This window comes from Methylobacterium sp. ARG-1 (genome assembly GCF_001262595.1).
GTDB lineage: Bacteria > Pseudomonadota > Alphaproteobacteria > Rhizobiales > Beijerinckiaceae > Methylobacterium > Methylobacterium brachiatum.
In genome coordinates, this window is sequence record NZ_LHCD01000029.1 from 45,914 (window position 1) to 64,918 (window position 19,005).

19 protein-coding genes are annotated in these 19,005 nt (G+C 68.3%); 9 read left to right on the forward strand and 10 right to left on the reverse strand.

Annotation, left to right across the window (positions count from 1 at the left end; genetic code table 11):
* Positions 1-245 precede the first annotated feature (245 nt).
* Positions 246-1,214 (reverse strand): ABC transporter permease, encoded by a 969-nt coding sequence (locus AKJ13_RS22505; protein ID WP_050735369.1) that lies wholly within the window; start codon positions 1,212-1,214, stop codon positions 246-248.
* Complete coding sequence (ftsE, locus tag AKJ13_RS22510; RefSeq protein WP_050735370.1) at positions 1,211-1,903, reverse strand: cell division ATP-binding protein FtsE; 693 nt, start codon at positions 1,901-1,903, stop codon at positions 1,211-1,213. Before ftsE ends, AKJ13_RS22505 begins: the two co-directional genes overlap by 4 nt.
* A 198-nt stretch (positions 1,904-2,101) precedes the next feature.
* On the opposite strand from ftsE, the gene AKJ13_RS22515 reads away from it, so the two are divergent.
* The 3 genes from AKJ13_RS22515 to AKJ13_RS22525 all read left to right on the forward strand — a co-directional run bounded on the left by AKJ13_RS22515 (position 2,102) and on the right by AKJ13_RS22525 (position 5,617).
* Positions 2,102-2,878, forward strand: coding sequence for a zinc-ribbon domain-containing protein (locus AKJ13_RS22515; protein WP_050735371.1), 777 nt, complete (start codon positions 2,102-2,104; stop codon positions 2,876-2,878).
* A gap of 535 nt (positions 2,879-3,413) precedes the next feature.
* On the forward strand, positions 3,414-4,367 hold the full coding sequence (locus AKJ13_RS22520; protein WP_050735372.1) for a helix-turn-helix domain-containing protein: 954 nt from the start codon (positions 3,414-3,416) through the stop codon (positions 4,365-4,367).
* 407 nt (positions 4,368-4,774) lie between these two features.
* Positions 4,775-5,617, forward strand: a complete 843-nt coding sequence (locus AKJ13_RS22525) for a helix-turn-helix domain-containing protein (RefSeq protein ID WP_244471683.1) — start codon at positions 4,775-4,777, stop codon at positions 5,615-5,617.
* Positions 5,618-5,699: 82 nt separating this feature from the next.
* On the opposite strand, the gene AKJ13_RS22530 is transcribed toward AKJ13_RS22525, so the two are convergent.
* The 3 genes from AKJ13_RS22530 to AKJ13_RS22540 all read right to left on the reverse strand — a co-directional run bounded on the left by AKJ13_RS22530 (position 5,700) and on the right by AKJ13_RS22540 (position 7,984).
* Positions 5,700-6,875 (reverse strand): glycosyltransferase family 2 protein, encoded by a 1,176-nt coding sequence (locus tag AKJ13_RS22530; RefSeq protein WP_064774655.1) that lies wholly within the window; start codon positions 6,873-6,875, stop codon positions 5,700-5,702.
* A 296-nt stretch (positions 6,876-7,171) separates the two neighbouring features.
* The gene (locus tag AKJ13_RS22535; RefSeq protein WP_050735395.1) at positions 7,172-7,564 is read right to left on the reverse strand and encodes a thioredoxin family protein; all 393 of its coding nucleotides are present in this window, start codon (positions 7,562-7,564) and stop codon (positions 7,172-7,174) included.
* A 123-nt stretch (positions 7,565-7,687) separates the two neighbouring features.
* Entirely contained in the window at positions 7,688-7,984 is a 297-nt protein-coding gene (locus AKJ13_RS22540; protein WP_050735373.1) for a hypothetical protein, read from the reverse strand.
* A gap of 271 nt (positions 7,985-8,255) precedes the next feature.
* Here AKJ13_RS22540 and AKJ13_RS22545 point away from each other — a divergent pair, with 271 nt between their 5' ends.
* Both AKJ13_RS22545 and AKJ13_RS22550 read left to right on the forward strand, forming a co-directional pair.
* Positions 8,256-8,906: a TetR/AcrR family transcriptional regulator gene (locus AKJ13_RS22545; protein ID WP_007568705.1), complete on the forward strand. Its 651-nt coding sequence runs from the start codon at positions 8,256-8,258 to the stop codon at positions 8,904-8,906.
* Positions 8,907-9,072: 166 nt separating this feature from the next.
* Positions 9,073-9,534: a DUF2852 domain-containing protein gene (locus tag AKJ13_RS22550; protein WP_050735374.1), complete on the forward strand. Its 462-nt coding sequence runs from the start codon at positions 9,073-9,075 to the stop codon at positions 9,532-9,534.
* A 53-nt stretch (positions 9,535-9,587) separates the two neighbouring features.
* Here AKJ13_RS22550 and AKJ13_RS22555 read toward each other — a convergent pair whose 3' ends face one another.
* Positions 9,588-11,279, reverse strand: coding sequence for a methyl-accepting chemotaxis protein (locus tag AKJ13_RS22555; RefSeq protein ID WP_050735375.1), 1,692 nt, complete (start codon positions 11,277-11,279; stop codon positions 9,588-9,590).
* 451 nt (positions 11,280-11,730) lie between these two features.
* Between AKJ13_RS22555 and upp the strand changes: the two genes are divergently transcribed.
* The 4 genes from upp (at position 11,731) to AKJ13_RS22575 (ending at position 15,298) form a co-directional block, all read left to right on the forward strand.
* On the forward strand, positions 11,731-12,366 hold the full coding sequence (gene upp / locus AKJ13_RS22560; RefSeq protein WP_144426343.1) for a uracil phosphoribosyltransferase: 636 nt from the start codon (positions 11,731-11,733) through the stop codon (positions 12,364-12,366).
* A gap of 163 nt (positions 12,367-12,529) precedes the next feature.
* Positions 12,530-13,771 (forward strand): ABC transporter substrate-binding protein, encoded by a 1,242-nt coding sequence (locus AKJ13_RS22565; protein WP_082317064.1) that lies wholly within the window; start codon positions 12,530-12,532, stop codon positions 13,769-13,771.
* 109 nt (positions 13,772-13,880) lie between these two features.
* Positions 13,881-14,894: an NAD(P)H-quinone oxidoreductase gene (locus tag AKJ13_RS22570; protein ID WP_050735377.1), complete on the forward strand. Its 1,014-nt coding sequence runs from the start codon at positions 13,881-13,883 to the stop codon at positions 14,892-14,894.
* A 98-nt stretch (positions 14,895-14,992) separates the two neighbouring features.
* The gene (locus AKJ13_RS22575) at positions 14,993-15,298 is read left to right on the forward strand and encodes a hypothetical protein (protein WP_050735378.1); all 306 of its coding nucleotides are present in this window, start codon (positions 14,993-14,995) and stop codon (positions 15,296-15,298) included.
* Positions 15,299-15,355: 57 nt separating this feature from the next.
* Here the strand turns inward: AKJ13_RS22575 and AKJ13_RS22580 are convergent, their stop codons facing one another.
* From AKJ13_RS22580 to AKJ13_RS22595, 4 genes are all read right to left on the reverse strand, one after another.
* Positions 15,356-16,237 (reverse strand): 3-hydroxybutyryl-CoA dehydrogenase, encoded by an 882-nt coding sequence (locus AKJ13_RS22580; protein ID WP_050735379.1) that lies wholly within the window; start codon positions 16,235-16,237, stop codon positions 15,356-15,358.
* Between the two features lie 191 nt (positions 16,238-16,428).
* Entirely contained in the window at positions 16,429-17,382 is a 954-nt protein-coding gene (locus tag AKJ13_RS22585; RefSeq protein WP_050735380.1) for an FAD-binding protein, read from the reverse strand.
* A 74-nt stretch (positions 17,383-17,456) separates the two neighbouring features.
* Positions 17,457-18,206: an electron transfer flavoprotein subunit beta/FixA family protein gene (locus AKJ13_RS22590; protein WP_050735381.1), complete on the reverse strand. Its 750-nt coding sequence runs from the start codon at positions 18,204-18,206 to the stop codon at positions 17,457-17,459.
* 205 nt (positions 18,207-18,411) lie between these two features.
* Positions 18,412-18,984: a cob(I)yrinic acid a,c-diamide adenosyltransferase gene (locus AKJ13_RS22595; RefSeq protein WP_007568726.1), complete on the reverse strand. Its 573-nt coding sequence runs from the start codon at positions 18,982-18,984 to the stop codon at positions 18,412-18,414.
* Positions 18,985-19,005 lie beyond the last annotated feature (21 nt).

Sequence of the window (19,005 nt, forward strand, 5' to 3'; positions counted from 1 at the left end):
ACACCGCCGCGATAACCTTTCTCAACCGTTAACGTTTCGGCGCGACCCCCTGTTTCCCCTGCGCGCCCATGTCGTTAGCCGGGCTCCCACGCGCGTGCGGGAGAGGGTCCCGTCAAAGCCTGCCGGAACCAATGTGTCACCAACGTAGCCCGCCGGGGGGAGGGCCTGCACGCGCAGCGGGCGGTGAGGCAAGGCTCCGCTCGCCCGCACGAGCTGGGGCGTCGCGGCCGTGCCGCCCCCCTCGATCAGGACAGGAACCGCCGGACGGTGATCCGCGAGACGACGCCCGTGACCAGCGAGGCGATCACCCCGATCAGGATCACGCTGGCATAGCCGCGCAACCCGACCTGGAAGGCGCCGAACAGGGCTTCGACCTCCTGGCCGGCCGGGCCCGAGCGGGCCGCGCGCGCCAGCAACCCGGCGACCGCGAAGGCCAGGATCGCCAGCCCGGCGCCGATCGCGCCCCCCCGCAGACCGAGCCCGAAGAACCGGCGCTGAAAGGCGCGGGCGATATAGTCGTCGTCGGCACCGACGAAGTGGAGCACCTCCACAACCTCGCGGTTGCCCGCCATGGCGCCGCGGGTGGCGAAGGTCACGGCGAGGCCGGTGGCGACCAGCACCAGGATCACCATCCCGACGCCGATCCCCACGAAGGCGTTGGCCGCGGTCGAGAGCCGCTGGAGCCAGAGCGCGTGGTCGTCGAGGCTCGCCACGCCGGGCAGGGCCTCGGTGAGGCGGGTTCGCAGGCGCTTGAGATCCGCGCTCCGGTTCTCGGCGAGCTTGAGGGCGATCAGGCGCGGTACCGGCAGGTCCGACAGGTCGAGGCCGCTGCCGAGCCAGGGCTCCAGAAGCCGCTCGGCTTCCGCCTTGGAGAAGACCCGCGCCTCGGCGATCCCGGGCTCGGATTTGGCGATGGTCTCGGCCCGGGCGACGTCGGCATCGACGTCCCGACCGGGGCCGGGCCGCACCTGGATCGTCACCTCCTGTGCGACGTCGCCCTGCCATTGCCCGGCATTGGTGGCGACGATCTCGGCAGCGCCCGCGCACAGGCCGGCCAGAAAGGTCAAGATCGCGATGACCGCCGCGAGCGACCGGCCGGCCGCGGTGTCGGTCGGGACGAGGGCGGCGTTGCGGCGCAGGTTGGTCGGCAGGCTCGGATCCGCGGGGCCGGACGGGGACTCGGCCTGGCTCCGGGTGGTGGCCGGTGCACTCATTCCTCGATCCGCAGCCGGCCTTCGCCCAGCACCATGCGGCGGGCGTCGACGGCGTCCATGATGCCGAAATCGTGGGTCGCGATGATCACCGAGGTCCCGAGCTTGTTGAGTTCCAGGAACAGCCGCAGCAGCCGGCGGCCCAGCCCGGGATCGACGTTGCCGGTCGGCTCGTCGGCGAGCAGCAGGTCCGGCCGGGCGATCAGCGCCCTTGCGATGGCGGCACGCTGCTTCTCGCCGCCCGACAGGAGCGGCGGCAGGGCGTGCATGCGCTCGCCGAGGCCGACCCAGCGTAGCAGCTCGACCACCTCGGCCCGGTAGCTGGTCTCGGACCGACCCTGGACGCGCAGCGGCAGCGCCACGTTCTCGTAGGTGGTGAGGTGGTCGAGAAGGCGGAAATCCTGGAACACCACGCCCATGCGCCGCCGCAGGCTGGTGAGCGCCTTGGCCGAGATGCCGCTGACCTCCTCGCCGAAAATCGACACGAGGCCGCGGGTCGGGCGCACCGACAGCAGGATCAGGCGCAGCAGCGTCGTCTTGCCGGCGCCGGAGGGACCGGTGAGGAACTGGAACGAGCGCGGCGCGATCCGGAAGCTCACGTCCGACAGCACCTCCGGCCCGAGGCCGTAGCGCATGCCGACATTCTCGAACTGCACAACCGGCCGTTCCGCGCCGGGCAGCAGGCTCTTCATGCTCGCCTGTACGTTCAAAGCCGTGCCGGGTCTCGCCGATCCATCGCTCGCCAATCGCCGGATGGGCGGGCGTTTTCAAGGCCAGCGCAGTTTCACCGACGCTTAACCCTGTTCGGGCACGGTTTCTCAACTGATTTTGCCGGCGGGCTGCGGTCTGTCCGATCGGAAACGGCCCCAGATGGAACGAATGGCGCGCGTATGCTGATCGTCTGCCCGAGCTGCGCGAGCGAGTACCGGATCGAGTCCGGCAAGGTCGGGATGGAGGGCCGCTCGGTCCGCTGCGCCGCCTGCCGCGAGACCTGGTTCATCAGCCCGGCCGACGTTCTGGCGGGCCACGAGGCCGAACTGGCCGAACGGGAGGGGGCGGAGCCAGACCCGGTCGCCGATGCCGCCTGGCAGGAGGCCGCAGCCGCGGTCCGGGCCGCTTCCGACACGTCCGACCCGTCGCCCGCCCGGCGCCGGGCGCCGCCGCCTCCGCCGCGCGCGACGGGCTGGCGCGGCATTTCCGGCCTGTCGCCGTCGCTCGCCGTTGGGCTGACGCTGCTCGCCGCGCTGCCCCTGATCTGTCTGGCGCGCACCAGCGTGGTCCGGATGGTGCCTCAGAGCGCCGCCCTGTTCGCCCGGGTCGGGTTGCCGGTGAATGTCCGGGGTATCGAGATCCGCGACGTCGTGGCGTTCAGCAACCCCGCGGAGGATGGCCGACCGGCGGAACTCGTGGTCGAGGGCGACCTCGTCGGCGTTGCCCGGACCGACGTTCCGGTCTCGACCCTGAGTGTCGAGATCCGCGATGCCGCCGGCCGGGCCTTGCGGACCTTCCCGGTCGCCGCGCCCCGGGCGGTGCTCGGCGCGGCCGAGACGGCCCGGTTCCGCGGCAGCCTGGTGAGCCCGCCCGCCGCCGGACGCGCCGTGGTGCTGCGCTTCGCCGATGCTCAAACGGCGCGCGACATGCCGCGGGCAGGCACGGGCAGCGACTGAACCGATACGCGAGGGGCCGCGCCCGTCCTGCTCCCTCACCGATCGTGGTCGCGCGGCCCAGGCTTCCCGGATGCCGGCTCATCCGGTCGCCCGTTCTCTTTGCGCTGAGGCAGCCAGCGGCCTGACCCGCCCGGCCGCCACTTCGATCACCTTATTGGGATACCGGGTGACCAAGTCTCAGAACGGATTGCCCCGGAATCAATTCCATCAATACCAGTATTGATCGACATCGATTTAGCAAGTCCTGCAATATTTTATTGGGAGGTGGCCGATTACCCTTAGGTTCGGCCGAGAAATCTGGCGAGCATTTGCTCAGATCCTAAATGTCGACCAAATTTGCCATCATTTTGCCTCGATAATTCAGCTCGCTCCCATGCAGAAGCTGTGAAAAGGCGTTGTTCATGACGCTTCGGTTCTCTTGAGCGACTTGCGCATCGCTATTGCTTCTCGATGTCGGATCTGAAACTCTAGGTGTGCTGCGGCCACGGCAGGCAGCACCGCGTGCTCGAATTTAAGGTTGTAGGGCCAATCTGCCGTGAGCGCCAAGACAACGGTCCCGGTCTTTTTCGGGACGACAGAATCCGTCGAGCCGAAGCGGGCGTTCGATTATTGGCGCAGTACGGTCATCACCGGCACGGACCTGACACAGCCTGATTCGGAGAAGCCGTTCGCGGCGTCCCGCCTGGTCGCTTCCTCCAGTCATGGGGCGATCTTCCACACGAACAGCAGCCCCTACATCCTGGAGCGCAGGCCGAGCCACATGCGCCAGGATGGGCGCGACGAGGTCGGCATCATGCTGATCGTCCGCGGCAACGGCTATCTCGAGCAGGTCAACAACGGGTCGCTGTTGGGCCCCGGCGATATCAGCTTCCAGACCTGGGGCCGGCCCGGCTCCGCGGCGGGCCTGACCGATTTCGAGGAGATCCGGCTCACGGTGCCCCGGGCCACCTTCCTGGCGCATGTCGGCAATGTCGATGATTTCGCCGCCCGCAAATTCGCCGCCGGCCCGCTCAACGAACTCTTCGCCGCTTATCTCAAGGCCTTCGCCGGGTCGGTCACCAAGATGTCGGACGCGGAGACCGGCGTCGCCGTCGAGGGCGCGCTCCACCTGCTACGCGGCGTCATCACCAGCCAGAATGCGCGCGCCGACGGCGAGCTCTCGACCAACGCGCTCCGCTCTCTGGCGCTGGCGCGGATCGAGCATCGGCTGCACGATCCCGAATTCGGTCCGGACACCCTGGCGGCGGATTTGCGGATCTCGCGCAGCCGCCTCTACGCGGCCTTCGCCGGCGGAGAGGGGATCGCCGCCACGATCCGCGACGCGCGGCTCGACCGTGCCCATGACCGGATCGTGATGATGCGCAAGGCGGGCGCCCGCATCGCATCGATCATGGCCAGTTGCGGCTTCACCGATCCGGCCGCCTTCAGCCGCGCATTCCGCCAGCGCTTCGGTTGCTCGCCCCGCGACCTCCTCGCCCAGGGTGAGTGACCGGGCGGGCGCAGCATCCACCGCGCGCGGCCGATCCCGCGTGCGGCCCGGCACCGCGCCGGCCGGAGGGCTGCCGCATGACCGTGCGGAGGCCGGCGCCAGCGCGGCAGACCTTGCGGATCGGACATTTAACTGATTGCGCGAAGCTGCCGAATCTGAAACGCCGATGCGACTCAAGCCTATACCGGCAAGAGTTTCGGCTTGATCGAGCGTTGCGAAGCGAGGGCACGGTGCGTGTCAAAGATAAAGTCCCAGTCCTGTTTCAGACTACGGACGACGTAGATCAAAGCAAAGCTTTCGAGTATTGGTGTGACGCTGTCTTGCCGGCTGCGGACATTGCGCCCTTCGAATCGGTCGTGCCCTTCTCTGCCAGCCGTATGATGGCGGTCTCCGCCCACGGAACGATCATGCGCACCGTCAGCGGTCCGATCGATGTCGAGCGCACCGCGCGCCACATCCGCCGCGACGGGAGCGAGGAGATCTCGATCATGCTGATCGCCGCGGGGCGGGGCTATGTCGAGCAGGGCAATAACGGCGCTCTCCTCCGGCCCGGCGATCTGACGTTCCGCGCCATGGGCCAGCCCGGGGCCGCCGGCAGCCGGGACGGCTACGAGGAGATTCGACTGATGGTGCCGCGTACCACCTTCCTGGAGCAGGTCGGCAACCCGCAGGACGTGGTCGGGCGCAAGCTCGGCGACACGCCGCTGAAGGGGCTGCTGAAGGCCTATCTCGGCGCGCTGGCGTCGTCCGTGTCCACCATGTCGGAGACGGAGACCGGGATCGCCATTGAAGGCGTGCTGCACCTGCTCCGCGGCGTCATTCACGGGCAGGCCGGGTCCGCGGACGGCGAACTCTCGACGGAGGCGGTGCGCTCGCTGGCGCTCGCCCATATCCAGCGCCGCCTCCACGAGCCCGATTTTGGCCCGAATGCCCTGGCCGCCGCCCTGCAGATCTCGCGCAGCCGCCTCTACGCAGCGTTTTCCGGCGGACAGGGGATCGCCGCCACGATCCGTGACGCGCGGCTCGACCGCGCGCATGACCGGATCGTGATGATGGGAGGCGCCGGCGCCCGGATCGCGTCGGTCATGGCAAGTTGCGGCTTCACCGACCCGGCCGCGTTCAGCCGCGCATTCCGCCAGCGCTTCGGCTTCTCGCCGCGCGACCTCGCCGCCCAGGGGCGCGGCTGGGGTGCCGTCCAGAACGGCGGCTACCGGTCCGAGGATACGCGGCGCCTGCCTCTGCGCGCGTAGCGGAGCAACTCGGCGCAACCCGCGATCCGTGAGTGCCGAGTCTCCGCATCGGCGTCCGCCCGGGCGGCCTGTCGCGCTCCGGTCAGATTCGCCCGCCGCGCGGATCGGTGACCGGATCGCCGGATGCCGTTGCGACACCCTCCGCACCCCTGGCCGAGCCGGCGACGCGCTGGAGGAGCCGGATCGCCGCGACCCCGACCCGGGCGACCCGGATCTGACCCGGCAGCTGACGCGGACCGATCGGACGGTACGCCAGGCGCGGGCTAACCCGCTCGGCCTCCGCGATGGCCTGCCCGAGCGGCAGCGCAGCGATTCTGTCCGCCTCCCTGGGCGGGATCCCGAGGGTACGCGCCCAGGCCCGGTCCGTGCGCAACCGTCCTGCGCCGTGCAGGCGCCGGAACTGCCGACGCCAGAGATGGCGGCGCACGACCCGGGGGAACGTCTCCATCCGGGCGTCGCACAGGGCGTTCGGCTCCTCGCAGCGGGACCGGATCGTGTCGGCGACACCGCCCGGGGCGCGGCCGGTAAGCCGGGCCGAGATCGTCACACAGACATCGGTCGCATGCCGGACCCGCAAACCCTGCTCGATTAGCCGGGCGATGAAGGCGCCGTCCTCGCCGAGCGGAATCTCCGGCATGCCGCCGACCGCGCGATAGGCGTTGCGGGTCACCGCCAGCGTCGCTCCGATCGCGGTCCGATGGCAGGGCCAGGGATCGTGCGGGTCCGGATCGATCCGGGCTTCGGCCTCGGTGATCAGGGCATCGTAGATATCCTCGAGGCGCCCGCGGGCCGGCAGCGACGGCGGCAGCAACGCGGCTTCCGCGGCGTCGAGCTCCACCCGGCCGGCGACCGCGTCGGCCCCGGCCTCGAAGGCGGCGCGGTTCCGGGCCACCCAGTTCGGCGGCACGCGGCTGTCGGCATCGGTGGACAGGATGATCCCCGCATTCCCCGCATCCCCGAGCCAGGCCGCCGCGGAATCCATGGCCCGGCGCCGTGCCCAGCCGGCATGCGCGCCGGAAAAATCCTCGCTCTCCACCCGGACCGGAATCGACAGGGTCGGCACCAGCCGCGCCACCAGGGCGTCGGTCCCGTCCGTGCAATTGTTCAGGAACAGCACCAGCCCGAGGCTGCCCGGGGCCAGCCCGACCTGCGCGTCGACGGCTCGGAGACAGGCCTCGATCCGCTCGATCTCGTTGCGCACTGGGATCGCGATGATCGCGCTGGGCACGGACTCGGCTGGCTGGGTGGTGGGCGTCACCGTCTACGGTCTCCGTCTGGCCCTTCGCAGACGGGGCCGCGCAGGGGCTTCGCCTATGCCGCATCCCGCCTGAACGAAACCGGAAGGTTTGGGCGGCTGCAGGCCGACGTCTCCGGTTTCGGTCCATCCCCTGGCGCCGTCGCCCGTCGGCGAAGCTCGGGTGACATCGACGTTTCCTCGCATCGCCGATTGCCGGACCGCGAGGGAAACCTCCGCGGATCGCGGAGCCAGGAGGCCCTGTCTCGCTCCGTCAAACCAGGATGGGCCCAGGCGAGATGTCCGGGCCCCACGGACGCTCAGAGCGCCTTTTCCAGCAAGCCCTCGATCCATTCCGGCTGAGTCTCGCCCACCGACCGGCCGGTCTCCACCGCGCCCTTGAAGACGATGAGGGTGCTCTGCATGCGGGCGTTGAAGCGGCGCAGCAGATCCTTCTGGCTGTCGAAGTCGATATCGAAGATCTGAAGCTCCTTGAAGCGCGGCTCGGCGGCGAGCTTGGCCAAGATCGGCTTCTGCGTCTTGCAGATGGGGCACCAGGGCGCGCTCACCGCGACCAGGATCGGCTTGCCGCCCTTCTGCGCCGCCTCGAAAGCCGCGGCCGAGAACGGCGTCGCGTCACCGGCCTTGGCCGGCGTGAGGCAGGCGGTGAGGGCCAGGCAGGCCAGGGCAAGGACGCCGCGACGGCACGTCATCATGGGATTCCTCCGGCGGCACCGATCTTTTATCGTCCTTCGGCGTCCACTCGGCGGTCGTTACACGAAAGCGGCGGGAACGCTCCTGCGATCGCGCGCCTCATGCGATCCCGGCGCGTCACATCATCGAGAGGCCTCGCCCGACCGGTCTTGCTCGACGAGGTCCGCGATGTCCTGCGCATCCACCGCATCCATCGGCCGCCGGATCCGCAGCGCGCGCGTCGGCACTCCGGCCCGCATCACCAGCACGATGGTCTCCATGTCGGGGCAGCCGGGATCGGCGCAGGCGATCTCGTTGACCGCCAGCGCATCGGCCTCGGTCAGGGCCAGAGCGCCGATCAGCTCACGTTTCAGCCGCGCCGCGATCTCCGCGCGCTCGGCCGAGCGCGCGCGCCACGCTTTCAGACTTACGAAAGCCATGCCGAATGGTCATCCCTCTGGCGAAGGCCGCTCTGCTATGCCCGTCCCACGGGAACGCGATGCGATTCGACCGAGCGCGATCCGATCGTGTTGCGCCTTTCAGGGGACCTTGCAGAACGCCCGTTGCGGAGCGTGTCGTCCTGCGCTGAACAAGGCGGTGGGAGTTTTGTGAGAGGCTCTCCTTCGGGTCAAGCAGTCGGCCCCCGATCGTGACCGAAACAAACGACGTGCTCGACCGTAATGCCTGCGCGCGGGCAGAGGACATGAGAAGTTGCGACCCTGGCGAGACGGACCGGGTGACCGGCGGAGCTATCACCACGGGAACCTCAAAGAGGCCCTGATCGAGGCCGCGCGCCGGTTCATCGCCGAACGCGGGATCGGCGGTTTCGCGCTGGTGGACGCCGCCCGCCTCGTGGGGGTGACACCGGCTGCCCTGTACCGGCACTTCCGCGGCCGCGAGGCGCTGCTGGAGGAACTGGCCGGGCGGGGCTTCGCGGAACTGGCAGCGCGGCTCGCACGGGCATTGACCTCCCGGGGCACGCCCCTCGAACGCTTCACCCGCATGGGCGAGGCCTACCTGGCTTTCGCCGAAGAGGAGCCGGCCTATTACGCGGCGATCTTCGAGACCCGGGGCATGCCCGCCGAGCCGTCCGACACTGAAGCGCCGCCCGGTCGGCCATCGCCGTTCGACCTGCTGGTCGAGGCGCTGCAGGCGACCTTCGCGGACGGGTTTGGGGGCGTCGCGCCCCGGTTCATCGCGCTCGAAGTCTGGGCGCTGGCGCACGGCATCGCGACCCTCTCGGCTGCCGGGCATCTGCCGCGGGGGCCGGGCTTTCCGGACAAGTACGAGCTTCTGCGCGCCGGGGTGCTGGCCCTGGTCCACGGCGTCGCGCAGCCGGGCGGACCCAGGAACGCAGTCTGACGACCGTATCCGGGACCGAACCCCCGCCCGTATCAGTCGCAATCCCGTTTCGCGGAGTCGCCGCCGACGCGTCGCGATGGCGATCGCGAACACGGTTGCCCGGCCTTGAAAGGCCGCCTGGGCACCCGCATGTTAACTCCGTTCACATGAACAGCGGAGCCAAGCCGTGACCACGCAATCTTCCTCTCCCTGGGCGACCGGCAAGCTCTGCCGCTCCGGCCCATTTCCCCGTCGTTCCCTCGAGATCGGCGCGATCGTCGTCGGCTTCATCTACTGGTGGCCAGTCGGCCTGGCACTCGTCGCCTGGAAGTTCGCGGGTTACCCAGCCTTCGCCGAAATGCGGGATGCCGCGCGCCGGGGTGTCGCCGGCTTCGAGGGTGGTGGCCGTTCGGCCTCCCGTTTCGCCCGTGCCTTCGAGGCGGCTAATCGTGGTGGGACCGGCAATGCCGCCTTCGACGCCTATCGCCGCGCCGAGCTCGACCGGCTCGAGGCCCAGCGCAAGGCGCTCGAAGACGAGAGCCGTGCCTTCACGGATTTCGTCGAGGAACTGCGGCGGGCCAAGGACCGCGAGCAGTTCGACGCCTTCATGGCCAAGCGCCGCAGCGAGGGCGGCTCCTTCACCGCCTGATTGCCCTCTTCGGACGGGACCCGGCCGACATGCCGGGGCCCGTCCGGGATGCGTTACGCCGCCCGCACCGTGTCGAGGAAGCGGGAGACTTCCGCCGTCAGATGCTCGGACTGGCGCGACAGTTCCGAGGCGGCATCGAGCACCTGCGCCGCCGATCGTCCCGTCCCTTCTGCGGCATCGGCGACGCCCGCGATGTTGCTGGTGACCTCACCGGTGCCCGCTGCCGCCTGGGCGACGTTGCGGACGATCTCCTGGGTCGCCGCGCCCTGCTCCTCCACCGCCGCGGCGATCGAGGTCGCCATGGTGCTGATTTCCTGAATGCGGGTCGTGATCGTGCCGATCGCCGTCACGGCCTGACCGGTGGACGCCTGGACCCGGGCGATCTGCCCGGCGATTTCTTCCGTCGCCGTGGCAGTCTGCTCGGCGAGCGCCTTCACCTCGGAGGCCACCACGGCGAAGCCCCGGCCCGCATCGCCCGCTCGGGCCGCCTCGATCGTCGCGTTCAGGGCCAGCAGGTTGGTCTGCCCGGCGATCGATGAGATCAACCCGACGACATCGCCGATCCGGGCCACGGCGCTGCTCAGCTCATGCACCAGCGCGCTGGTCTGGCCGGCCTCGTCGGCGGCGCCCTGAGCGAGCTTGGCCGAGCTGTCCATCTGCCGCCCGATTTCCTGGACCGACGAGCCCAGCTCCTCGGCGGCGGCGGCCACGGTGTTGACGTTGCTCGCCGCCTCCTCCGCCGCCGAGGCCACGGCGTCGGACTGGGCCGACGTCCGCTCAGCCATGGTCGACATCGCACTCGCAGTCGCTTGGAGTTCTGTGGCCGATGACGAGACCCGCTCGATGATCCCGCCCACCGCCTTCTCGAAGTTCTCGGCCATCTGACGCAGGGCCGCCTTGCGCTGCTCCTCCGCGGCGATCCGCGACTGGGCGGCCTCCGCTTCGAGCGCGCGGGTGCGGATCAGGTTGGCCTTGAACACCTCCACGGCGGCAGCCATCGCGCCGATCTCGTCGCGCCGCTCGCACGCGGGCACCGCCACACCGGTATCGCCGCCGGCGAGCCGGGACATGACATCCGTCATCCCCTGGATCGGACGTGAGATGCGCAGCAGGGAGAAGGCTGCAGCCCCGAGCGCCGCGACGACCGAGAGGATCACATTGACCCAGGCAGCCGCGGAGGCCGTCTTGGCCCGCGCCACGGCTTCGCCGACTTCCCGGTTCGCGTTCCGCTCGTTCAGGGCAACCAGGCGGGAGAGCGTGGCCCGAGCGTCGTCGTAGATCTTGACCGTGTCGGCGCCGCTGAGCAGGGCCAGGGCCTCCGCCTGCTTCCCGGAGGCGATCATGCGACGCATCTCGCCATCGACCCGCTCGTAGCGGCTCCAGAGATCAGCGAAGGCATCGTACAGGCTCCGCTCGTCGGCGGCCGAGATCAACCCCTCGTAAGCGTTCCGACGCTCGCTGAGCTTCGCAAGCGTTGCAGCAAGCTGAGCCTCGCCCACCCGCAGGTGCTCGGGATCGTTGGAGAGCGTCATCAGGCGGAACTGCTTGATGCGCACCTCCGAGGCGGCGACCTCGACTTCGTTGATCCGGGTCACGGAGGGCAGCCAGTTGCCTGCGACGTCGGTCATCGACTGCTGGATATCGGCCAGCTCGATGATGGATAAGCTTCCCTGTCCCACCGCCATCAAAGCAAACAGCCCGAAGATCGCGGCAAGTGTCGTTTTGAGGGAAACGGTGAGGCGCATGGCTGTGACCGAGTTCACGGGGAGGGCGCCAGCTAGCAGCCCGTGGTTCTCTTTGAAAAGACCTTGGAAGAGGCGGTTGCGTTGAATCCGCCGCCTGACGAGAAATCCATCGGCGCTTTCAATATGATATATAGAAAGTTATTTGCCTGCCTTATATGATACTGCAGATCGTATTCGGAAATTGTGTTTCTCGGATTAGAAATATTGTTCCTCTGCACCAATCAAATTCGATTGGACTTGCCGAGACGAAACAGAAAATATTTCTGACGTGCCGCGGCGGGTGCTCCCCGTAAAGTAGTGTGAACTTGCCATCGCACGACTTGCGCGTCATGCCCGAACCGGGCGGACCCGCCGCATCGCCGCGGCCCGAATATGCATATTCGCGCCGCTCGACGTTGCACCTCGGTGCACGCTCCGGCATTCCTGCCCCGGCGGAATGGAGGGATGTGCGATGCCGACGGGTCGAGTCACGGTGGTCGATCACCCTCTGGTGCAGCACAAGCTGACCTATCTCCGGGACAAGGACCGGTCGACGAAGGGTTTTCGCCAGCTGCTGAATGAAATCGGCATGTTGCTGGCCTACGAAGTCACGCGGGACCTGCCGCTGGAGCCCGTCACCATCGAGACGCCGATCCAGCCGATGGAGGGGCGGCAGATCCAGGGCAAGAAACTGGTCTTCGCCCCGATCCTGCGGGCCGGGATCGGTTTCCTCGACGGGATGCTGTCGTTGGTCCCGTCCGCGCGGGTTGCCCATATCGGGCTGTACCGCGACCCGGAGACGCTCGAGGCGGTCGAGTACTACTTCAAGGCGCCGTCGGATCTTGCCGACCGGACCGTGCTGGTTCTCGATCCGATGCTCGCGACCGCGAATTCCGCCATCGCGGCGCTCGACCTGCTGAAGGCCCGGGGCGCCTCGGACCTGCGCTTCGTTTGCCTGCTGGCCGCCCCGGAAGGGCTCGCCAAGTTCCAGGCCGCGCATCCGGATGTCCCGGTCTGGACGGCCGCCATCGACAGCCACCTGAACGACCACGGCTACATCGTGCCCGGACTCGGGGATGCTGGCGACCGGATGTACGGCACCCGGTAGGTCCGCGCTCCCGGCGCGGTCGCGCGCAGAGGACGATCGCTGTTCCGGGCGGTGTTACTCGCTCCGGTCGGGTGCACATTGTATTCACCTCGCCGAATGCTACAAAAATCGTCCGACCCCCGATGCGGCGCCAAAAGCCGCACGGCCCGGAGGAGGAAACAGCATGCCGATGGATCGCAGCATGACGAGCCGGGCTCTGGCCCTGCTGGCGGCCGCCGGACTCTTGGCCGCGGGTGAGGCGCGGGCGGCCGACCCGATCAGGATCGGGGTGATCGCCGAGGCACAATCGGTGGTCGGCGCCTCGATCCCGCAGGCGGTCCAGCTCGCCGCCGACGAGATCAACGCCAAGGGCGGCATCGACGGCCGCCAGATCCAGGTGGTCTCCTACGACGACAAGAGTTCGGCCTCCGACGCTGTCCGGGCGTTCCAGCGCGCGGTCTCGGAGGACAAGGTCCACGTCGTGATCGCCAGCTACATCTCGGAGGTCGTGCTGGCCCTGATGCCGTGGTCGGCCCGGCTCAAGACCCCGATGATCACACCGGGCGCCGCCTCCAACGAGATCAGCCTTGCCGTCCACAAGGATTACGCCCGCAACAAATACACCTTTCACGGATACCTCACCTCCGCGGCGTTGGCGCAGTCGATCTGCGACTCGACCAAGGACATGCTGCTGGACCTGATGAAGGTGAAGACGGCGGCGATCATGAGCGAGGATGCGGCCTGGACCCGCCCGCTGGATGCCGGTTACGAGAAATGCCTGCCCGAGATCGGCGTGAAGGTCGTCGACCACATCCGGTTCTCGCCGGATACGGGGGATTTCACCCCGATCTACAACAAGATCGAGGCGGGTAAGCCCGACCTGATCGTCACCGGCATCTCGCATGTCGGCGTGCAGCCCACCGTGCAATGGCGCAACCAGCAGGTGCCGCTGGCTATGACCGGCATGAACTCTCAGGCGACCTCCTCGACCTTCTGGGCCAACACGAATGGGGCGACCCAGGGCATCATTTTCCAGAGCATCGCGGTGCCGGGCGCCGCGATCACCGACAAGTCGCTCGCCTTCAGCGACGCGTTCAAGAAGCGCTTCGGCAGCGATCCATCCTATGCCGGCTACATGGCCTACGATCAGGTCTACTACACCGCCGACGCGGTGAAGCGCGCCGGGTCCACCGAGGCCGACAAGCTGGTCGACGCCCTGGAGAAGACTGACTGGGTCGGCACGGTGGGCCGCACGCAGTTCTACGGCAAGGACGATCCGTTCACCCACTCGATCAAGTACGGGCCGGGCTTCGTCACCGGCCTGATGGCGCAGTGGCAGGACGGCAAGCAGGTTGCGATCTGGCCGACGAGCCTCGCCCAGGGCAAGATCGTACTGCCCCCGTCCGTCAAGGCGGCGGCGCGCTAGGCTTACGCCCCGGGGGGCGCGTGCTTGCCAAGCGCCCCCATTGCCGCAAGTACAGCCGGACCGCGCCTCCGAGCCCGGCCCGGAATTCGCACGCGTTGAGGATGCTTCGATGGCCAGCACTGCCCTGCCCGAGACCATGCGCCGGATCCACTTCACAGGACCGGGCGGGCCGGAGGTGATCGCCGTCGAGACGGCACCGCTGCCGAGCCCCGAGCCGGGACAGGTGCTGATCGAGGTGGTCGCCGCCGGCGTGAACCGCCCGGACGTGATGCAGCGCGCCGGCCTGTACCCGCCGCCGCCCGGCGCCACCGAGATCCCGGGCCTCGAAGTCGCCGGCCGCGTCGCCGCGCTCGGCGAGGGCGTTGACGGTCTTACGGTCGGCGAGGAGGTCTGTGCCCTGGTGATCAGCGGCGGTTACGCCGAGTTCGCCGTCGCCGAGGCGTCCCATTGCCTGCCGCGCCCGAAGGCCCTTTCGCTGGTCGACGCGGCCGGGCTGCCGGAGACCTTCTTCACGGTCTATTCGAACGTCGTTCAGCGCGGCCGGCTCGCCAAGGGCGAGAGCTTCCTGGTGCACGGCGGCTCGAGCGGCATCGGCGCCACCGCGATCCAGATCGCCAAGCATGTCGGCGCCCGGGTCTTCGCCACGGCGGGCTCGGCCGAGAAGTGCCGGTTCTGCGAAGAGCTCGGGGCCGAAGCGGCGATCGACTACAAGCAGGCCGATTTCGCCGAGGAGATCAAGCGTCTCACCGACGGGCGCGGCGTCGATGTGATCCTCGACATGATCGGCGCGAGCTACCTCGCCCGCAATCTCAAGTCCCTGGCCCCCGACGGGCGTCTCGTCATGATCGCCCTGATGGGCGGGTACAAGGTCGACGGCCTGAACATCACCCCGATCATGCGCAACCGGCTGACCTTCACGGGCTCGACCCTTCGGCCCCGCCCGAAGACCGACAAGGCCGCGATCGCCGACGGGCTGCGCAGGGATGTCTGGCCGGAGCTCGATACCGGACGGATCCAGTCCGTCACCCACGCCACGTTCCCGCTGGAGCAGGCCCAGAAGGCCCACGCTTTGATGGAGTCGAGCGCCCATCTCGGCAAGATCCTGCTCACCACCGGTCGTTGACCGGCGCGATAGGCAGGAACCCGCTTCGACGGCGCCGCGTTGGCGGCCGGTAACGAAATCGTGTCGCGCGCGCCGCGGTCGAGCGGGAGGAACTGGATATGGCCGAGAAACTCAATCAGCAGGAAAGCCGGCAGGGTGAGCGCGGCAAGCCCGTGCTGTGGGTCCTGGTTGCCAGTCTCGTCCTCCTGGCGATCGCGACCGTAGGCCTGCTGACTTGGAACGGCGCCAATTCGCCGAAGGATTACGCCAGCCAGAGCCAAGACGCGTCGCGGCGCGAAGTGACCGGCTCGGTCAACGGCCAGTCCGGTAGCGCGACGCCGTCGAACAGCAGCGCGGTCCCGGGCGGCAACCCGTCCTATCCGCAGCCGGCCCAGCCGAACGCGAATGGCGGCACCGCGAAGTAACGGTCTGATGAAGGGCGGCGCTTTGCGCCGTCCCGTCTGATGATCGATGCCGGCGCCTCAGCGCGTCGGGATCGGCGTCGGTCCGCGATAGTCGTAGAAGCCGCGCTTCGCCTTCCGGCCGAGCCAGCCGGCTTCGACGTACTTCACGAGAAGCGGGCAGGGCCGGTACTTCGAATCGGCCAGCCCCTCATAGAGCACCTGCATCACCGACAGGCAGGTATCCAGGCCGATGAAATCGGCGAGCTGGAGCGGGCCCATCGGGTGGTTCGCGCCGAGCTTCATGGCGGTGTCGATCGACTCGACCGAACCGACGCCCTCGTAGAGCGTGTAGATCGCCTCGTTGATCATCGGCAGCAGGATGCGGTTGACGATGAAGGCCGGGAAATCCTCCGACATCGTCGAGATCTTGCCGAGCTTGGCGATGAAAGCCTTGGCCGATTCGTAGGTCGAATCCTCGGTAGCGATGCCGCGGATCAGCTCGACGAGCTGCATCACCGGCACCGGGTTCATGAAGTGGATGCCGATGAACCGCTCCGGCCGGTCAGTTGCCGCGGCAAGCCGGGTGATCGAGATCGACGACGTGTTGGTCGCCACGATCGCGTCGGGCCGCAGCGAGGCGCACAGGCTGGAGAAAATCTCGCGCTTGGTCGCCTCGTTCTCGGTTGCGGCCTCGATCACGAGATCGGCCGGGCCGAGATCGGCGAAGCTGTGGGCCGGATTGATCCGGGCCCGGATCGCCCGGCTCTCGGTCTCGTCGATGGTGCCCTTCGAAACAAGCCGCGACAGACCGCCATCGACTGTTGCCAGGCCGTTCTCGAGCCGGTTCGGGTCCCGGTCGTTCAGCAGCACATCGAGACCCGCGGTGGCGCAGACCTGCGCGATGCCGCTCCCCATCTGGCCCGCGCCGATGATGCCGACCCGCTTGATCTCCATGTCCATCTGTCGACCTGTGCCCCCATACGGACGTTGCTGCGCGACTGCCCAGAGGGGGTCGACTGCGCCAACGCCGCGACCCGTGCGGAGACGGGCCGTCCCAGACTTCTAGACCATTCTTGTTCGCAGAAGGAACCCGCGGAAACGCCTGCGGCGACAATGCTGGCCCGGTGAACCCAGCCAGGCCAGCATCGTCGTTACTGGCCCTTCGCCTTCCCGATCTCCGACTGCAGATCAGGCACAACCTGGAATAGGTCTCCGACCAGGCCGTAATCCGCGACCTGGAAGATCGGTGCATCCTCGTCCTTGTTGATGGCGACGATGACTTTCGAATCCTTCATCCCGGCGAGGTGCTGGATCGCGCCGGAGATCCCCACGGCCACGTAGAGGTCGGGCGCCACGACCTTGCCGGTCTGGCCCACCTGCCAGTCATTCGGGGCGTAGCCGGCATCGACCGCGGCGCGCGAGGCGCCGACCGCCGCACCCAGGACGTCCGCAAGCGGTTCGATCAGGGCGTGGAACTTCTCCGAGGAACCGAGCGAACGGCCACCCGAGACGATGATCCGGGCCGAGGCCAGTTCCGGTCGGTCGGATTTGGCGATCTCCTCACCCTTGAAGGTCGAGCTGCCGGCTTCCGGCGCTGCCGCCGAGACGGCTTCGACGGGAGCGGCCGAGCCGCCCTCTTCAGCCGCCTTGAACGCGGCGGTACGGACCGTGATCACCGTCTTGCCGGCGGGGATCTGGACGGTCTGGATGGCGTTGCCCGCGTAGATCGGCCGCTCGAACGTGTCCGGCCCGACGACCTTGATGATGTCCGAGACCTGCGCGACGTCGAGCAGGGCGGCCACCCGCGGCAGGACGTTCTTGCCCGTGGTCGAGGCCGAGGCGATGATGATGTCGTAGGGCTCGGCGATCGAGGCGATCAGCGCCGCCACCGGCTCGGCGAGGTCGTGGTCGTAGGCCGCATCCTCAGCGTTCAGGACCTTCTCGACGCCGTCGAGCTTGGCCGCCGCCTCGGCAACCGGCTTCGAGCCGCTGCCCAGCACGAGGGCGTGAACCGGCGCGCCGATAGTCTTGGCGGCAGTGAGCGCTTTGAGCGTGCCATCCTTGATCTGACCGTTGCCGTGCTCGACGAAGAGGAGAGTCGTCATGTGCGCGTGAACCTCGGTTGCGGCTGGCCGCGCTCGACCGTCTCGACGGGAACGCGGCCCAGCTCAGGAAAGAATCAGATGACGCCGGCTTCGACCTTGAGCTTCTGCACGAGTTCGGCCGCCGACCCGACCTTGACGCCCGCGGAACGTCCCGGCGGCTCCGCGGTCTTGAGCACCTTCAGCCGCGGGGTCACGTCGACGCCGAGAACCTCGGGGCTCAACTCCTCAAGCGGCTTCTTCTTCGCCTTCATGATGTTCGGCAGGGAGGCGTAGCGCGGTTCGTTCAGGCGCAGATCGGTTGTGACGATCGCCGGCAGCTTGAGGCTCAGGGTCTGGAGACCGCCATCGACCTCGCGGGTCACGTCGATGCTGCCGTCGCCCGGCTCGATCTTGTACGCGAAGGTGCCCTGCGGCCAGCCGAGCAATGCGCCCAGCATCTGGCCGGTCTGGTTGGAATCGTCGTCGATCGCCTGCTTGCCCAGGATCACGAGCTGGGGCGTTTCCTTCTCGACCACGGCCTTCAGGAGCTTGGCCACGGCCAGCGGCTCGCAATTCACGTCGGTCTTGACGAGGATCGCCCGGTCGGCGCCCATGGCGAGCGCAGTGCGCAGGGTTTCCTGCGCCTGCTGCGGGCCGATCGAGACGGCCACGATCTCGGTGACGGTGCCCTTCTCCTTCAAGCGGATCGCCTCCTCGACGGCGATCTCGTCGAAGGGGTTCATCGACATCTTGACGTTGGCGAGCTCGACCCCGGAGCCATCGGCTTTCACGCGGATCTTGACGTTGTAGTCCACCACCCGCTTGACGGGCACCAGCACCTTCATGGCGGTCTCGATCCTTCCCCGGGGATTCTTGTCGTCGGACCCGCCGGTCCCTCACGCGTTCGGCGCTCAGGCTGGGCAGGCACGCAAAGCGGGCGGACCGTAACGGCCACATTTCCGCCTTGTCAACGCGGCGTCGTCGAGCGTCCCGGGAAAGGCTTCGTCGGGCTCACGCGGTCTTCATCGCCGCACCGGGCGGCGATTCGGGTCAGCGATTGGCGCCCGGCACCCACAGTACGTCGTCGGCCCCATCGGCATTCGCGGTGCGGCTCGCCACAAACAGGAAGTCGGAGAGGCGGTTCAGGTACTGGATTGCCTCCGGCGAGACGATCTCGTCCTCCCGGTCAGCCAGGCTGACCGCCAGGCGCTCGGCGCGCCGACAGACGGTCCGGGCGAGGTGGAGCGCCGCGGACGCCGGGGACCCGCCGGGCAGGACGAAGGATTTCAGCGGCGGGATCGTCGCGTTCAGGGCGTCGATGTCGCGCTCCAGCCGCTCGACTTGGCTGGCGACAATGCGCAGCGGCTCGTAGGGCAGGGGCTCTGGGCTCGGCGGGGTCGCGAGGTCGGCGCCCAGATCGAACAGGTCGTTCTGGATCGCTCCGAGCATCCGGTCGAGGGCGCCCTCCGTATGCAGGCGAACCATGCCGATGCAGGCATTGGTCTCGTCGACCGTGCCGTAGGTGTCGACCCGCAGGTCAGCCTTCGACCGACGCTGCCCATCCGCCAACGCGGTGGTGCCCTTGTCGCCGGTGCGTGTGTAGATCCGGTTGAGCTTGACCACGGGAGCTGCGCCTCGAAACGG

Excerpts from the sequence above, each read along its gene's own strand:
- AKJ13_RS22590 (WP_050735381.1), bottom strand. The coding sequence starts at position 18,206 with ATGAAGGTGCTGGTGCCCGTCAAGCGGGTGGTGGACTACAACGTCAAG.
- AKJ13_RS22585 (WP_050735380.1), bottom strand. The coding sequence starts at position 17,382 with ATGACGACTCTCCTCTTCGTCGAGCACGGCAACGGTCAGATCAAGGAT.
- ftsE (WP_050735370.1), bottom strand. The coding sequence starts at position 1,903 with ATGAAGAGCCTGCTGCCCGGCGCGGAACGGCCGGTTGTGCAGTTCGAG.
- upp (WP_144426343.1), top strand. The coding sequence starts at position 11,731 with ATGCCGACGGGTCGAGTCACGGTGGTCGATCACCCTCTGGTGCAGCAC.
- AKJ13_RS22565 (WP_082317064.1), top strand. The coding sequence starts at position 12,530 with ATGCCGATGGATCGCAGCATGACGAGCCGGGCTCTGGCCCTGCTGGCG.
- AKJ13_RS22555 (WP_050735375.1), bottom strand. The coding sequence starts at position 11,279 with ATGCGCCTCACCGTTTCCCTCAAAACGACACTTGCCGCGATCTTCGGG.
- AKJ13_RS22570 (WP_050735377.1), top strand. The coding sequence starts at position 13,881 with ATGGCCAGCACTGCCCTGCCCGAGACCATGCGCCGGATCCACTTCACA.
- AKJ13_RS22515 (WP_050735371.1), top strand. The coding sequence starts at position 2,102 with ATGCTGATCGTCTGCCCGAGCTGCGCGAGCGAGTACCGGATCGAGTCC.
- AKJ13_RS22505 (WP_050735369.1), bottom strand. The coding sequence starts at position 1,214 with ATGAGTGCACCGGCCACCACCCGGAGCCAGGCCGAGTCCCCGTCCGGC.
- AKJ13_RS22535 (WP_050735395.1), bottom strand. The coding sequence starts at position 7,564 with ATGACGTGCCGTCGCGGCGTCCTTGCCCTGGCCTGCCTGGCCCTCACC.
- AKJ13_RS22575 (WP_050735378.1), top strand. The coding sequence starts at position 14,993 with ATGGCCGAGAAACTCAATCAGCAGGAAAGCCGGCAGGGTGAGCGCGGC.
- AKJ13_RS22580 (WP_050735379.1), bottom strand. The coding sequence starts at position 16,237 with ATGGACATGGAGATCAAGCGGGTCGGCATCATCGGCGCGGGCCAGATG.
- AKJ13_RS22540 (WP_050735373.1), bottom strand. The coding sequence starts at position 7,984 with ATGGCTTTCGTAAGTCTGAAAGCGTGGCGCGCGCGCTCGGCCGAGCGC.
- AKJ13_RS22525 (WP_244471683.1), top strand. The coding sequence starts at position 4,775 with ATGCGCACCGTCAGCGGTCCGATCGATGTCGAGCGCACCGCGCGCCAC.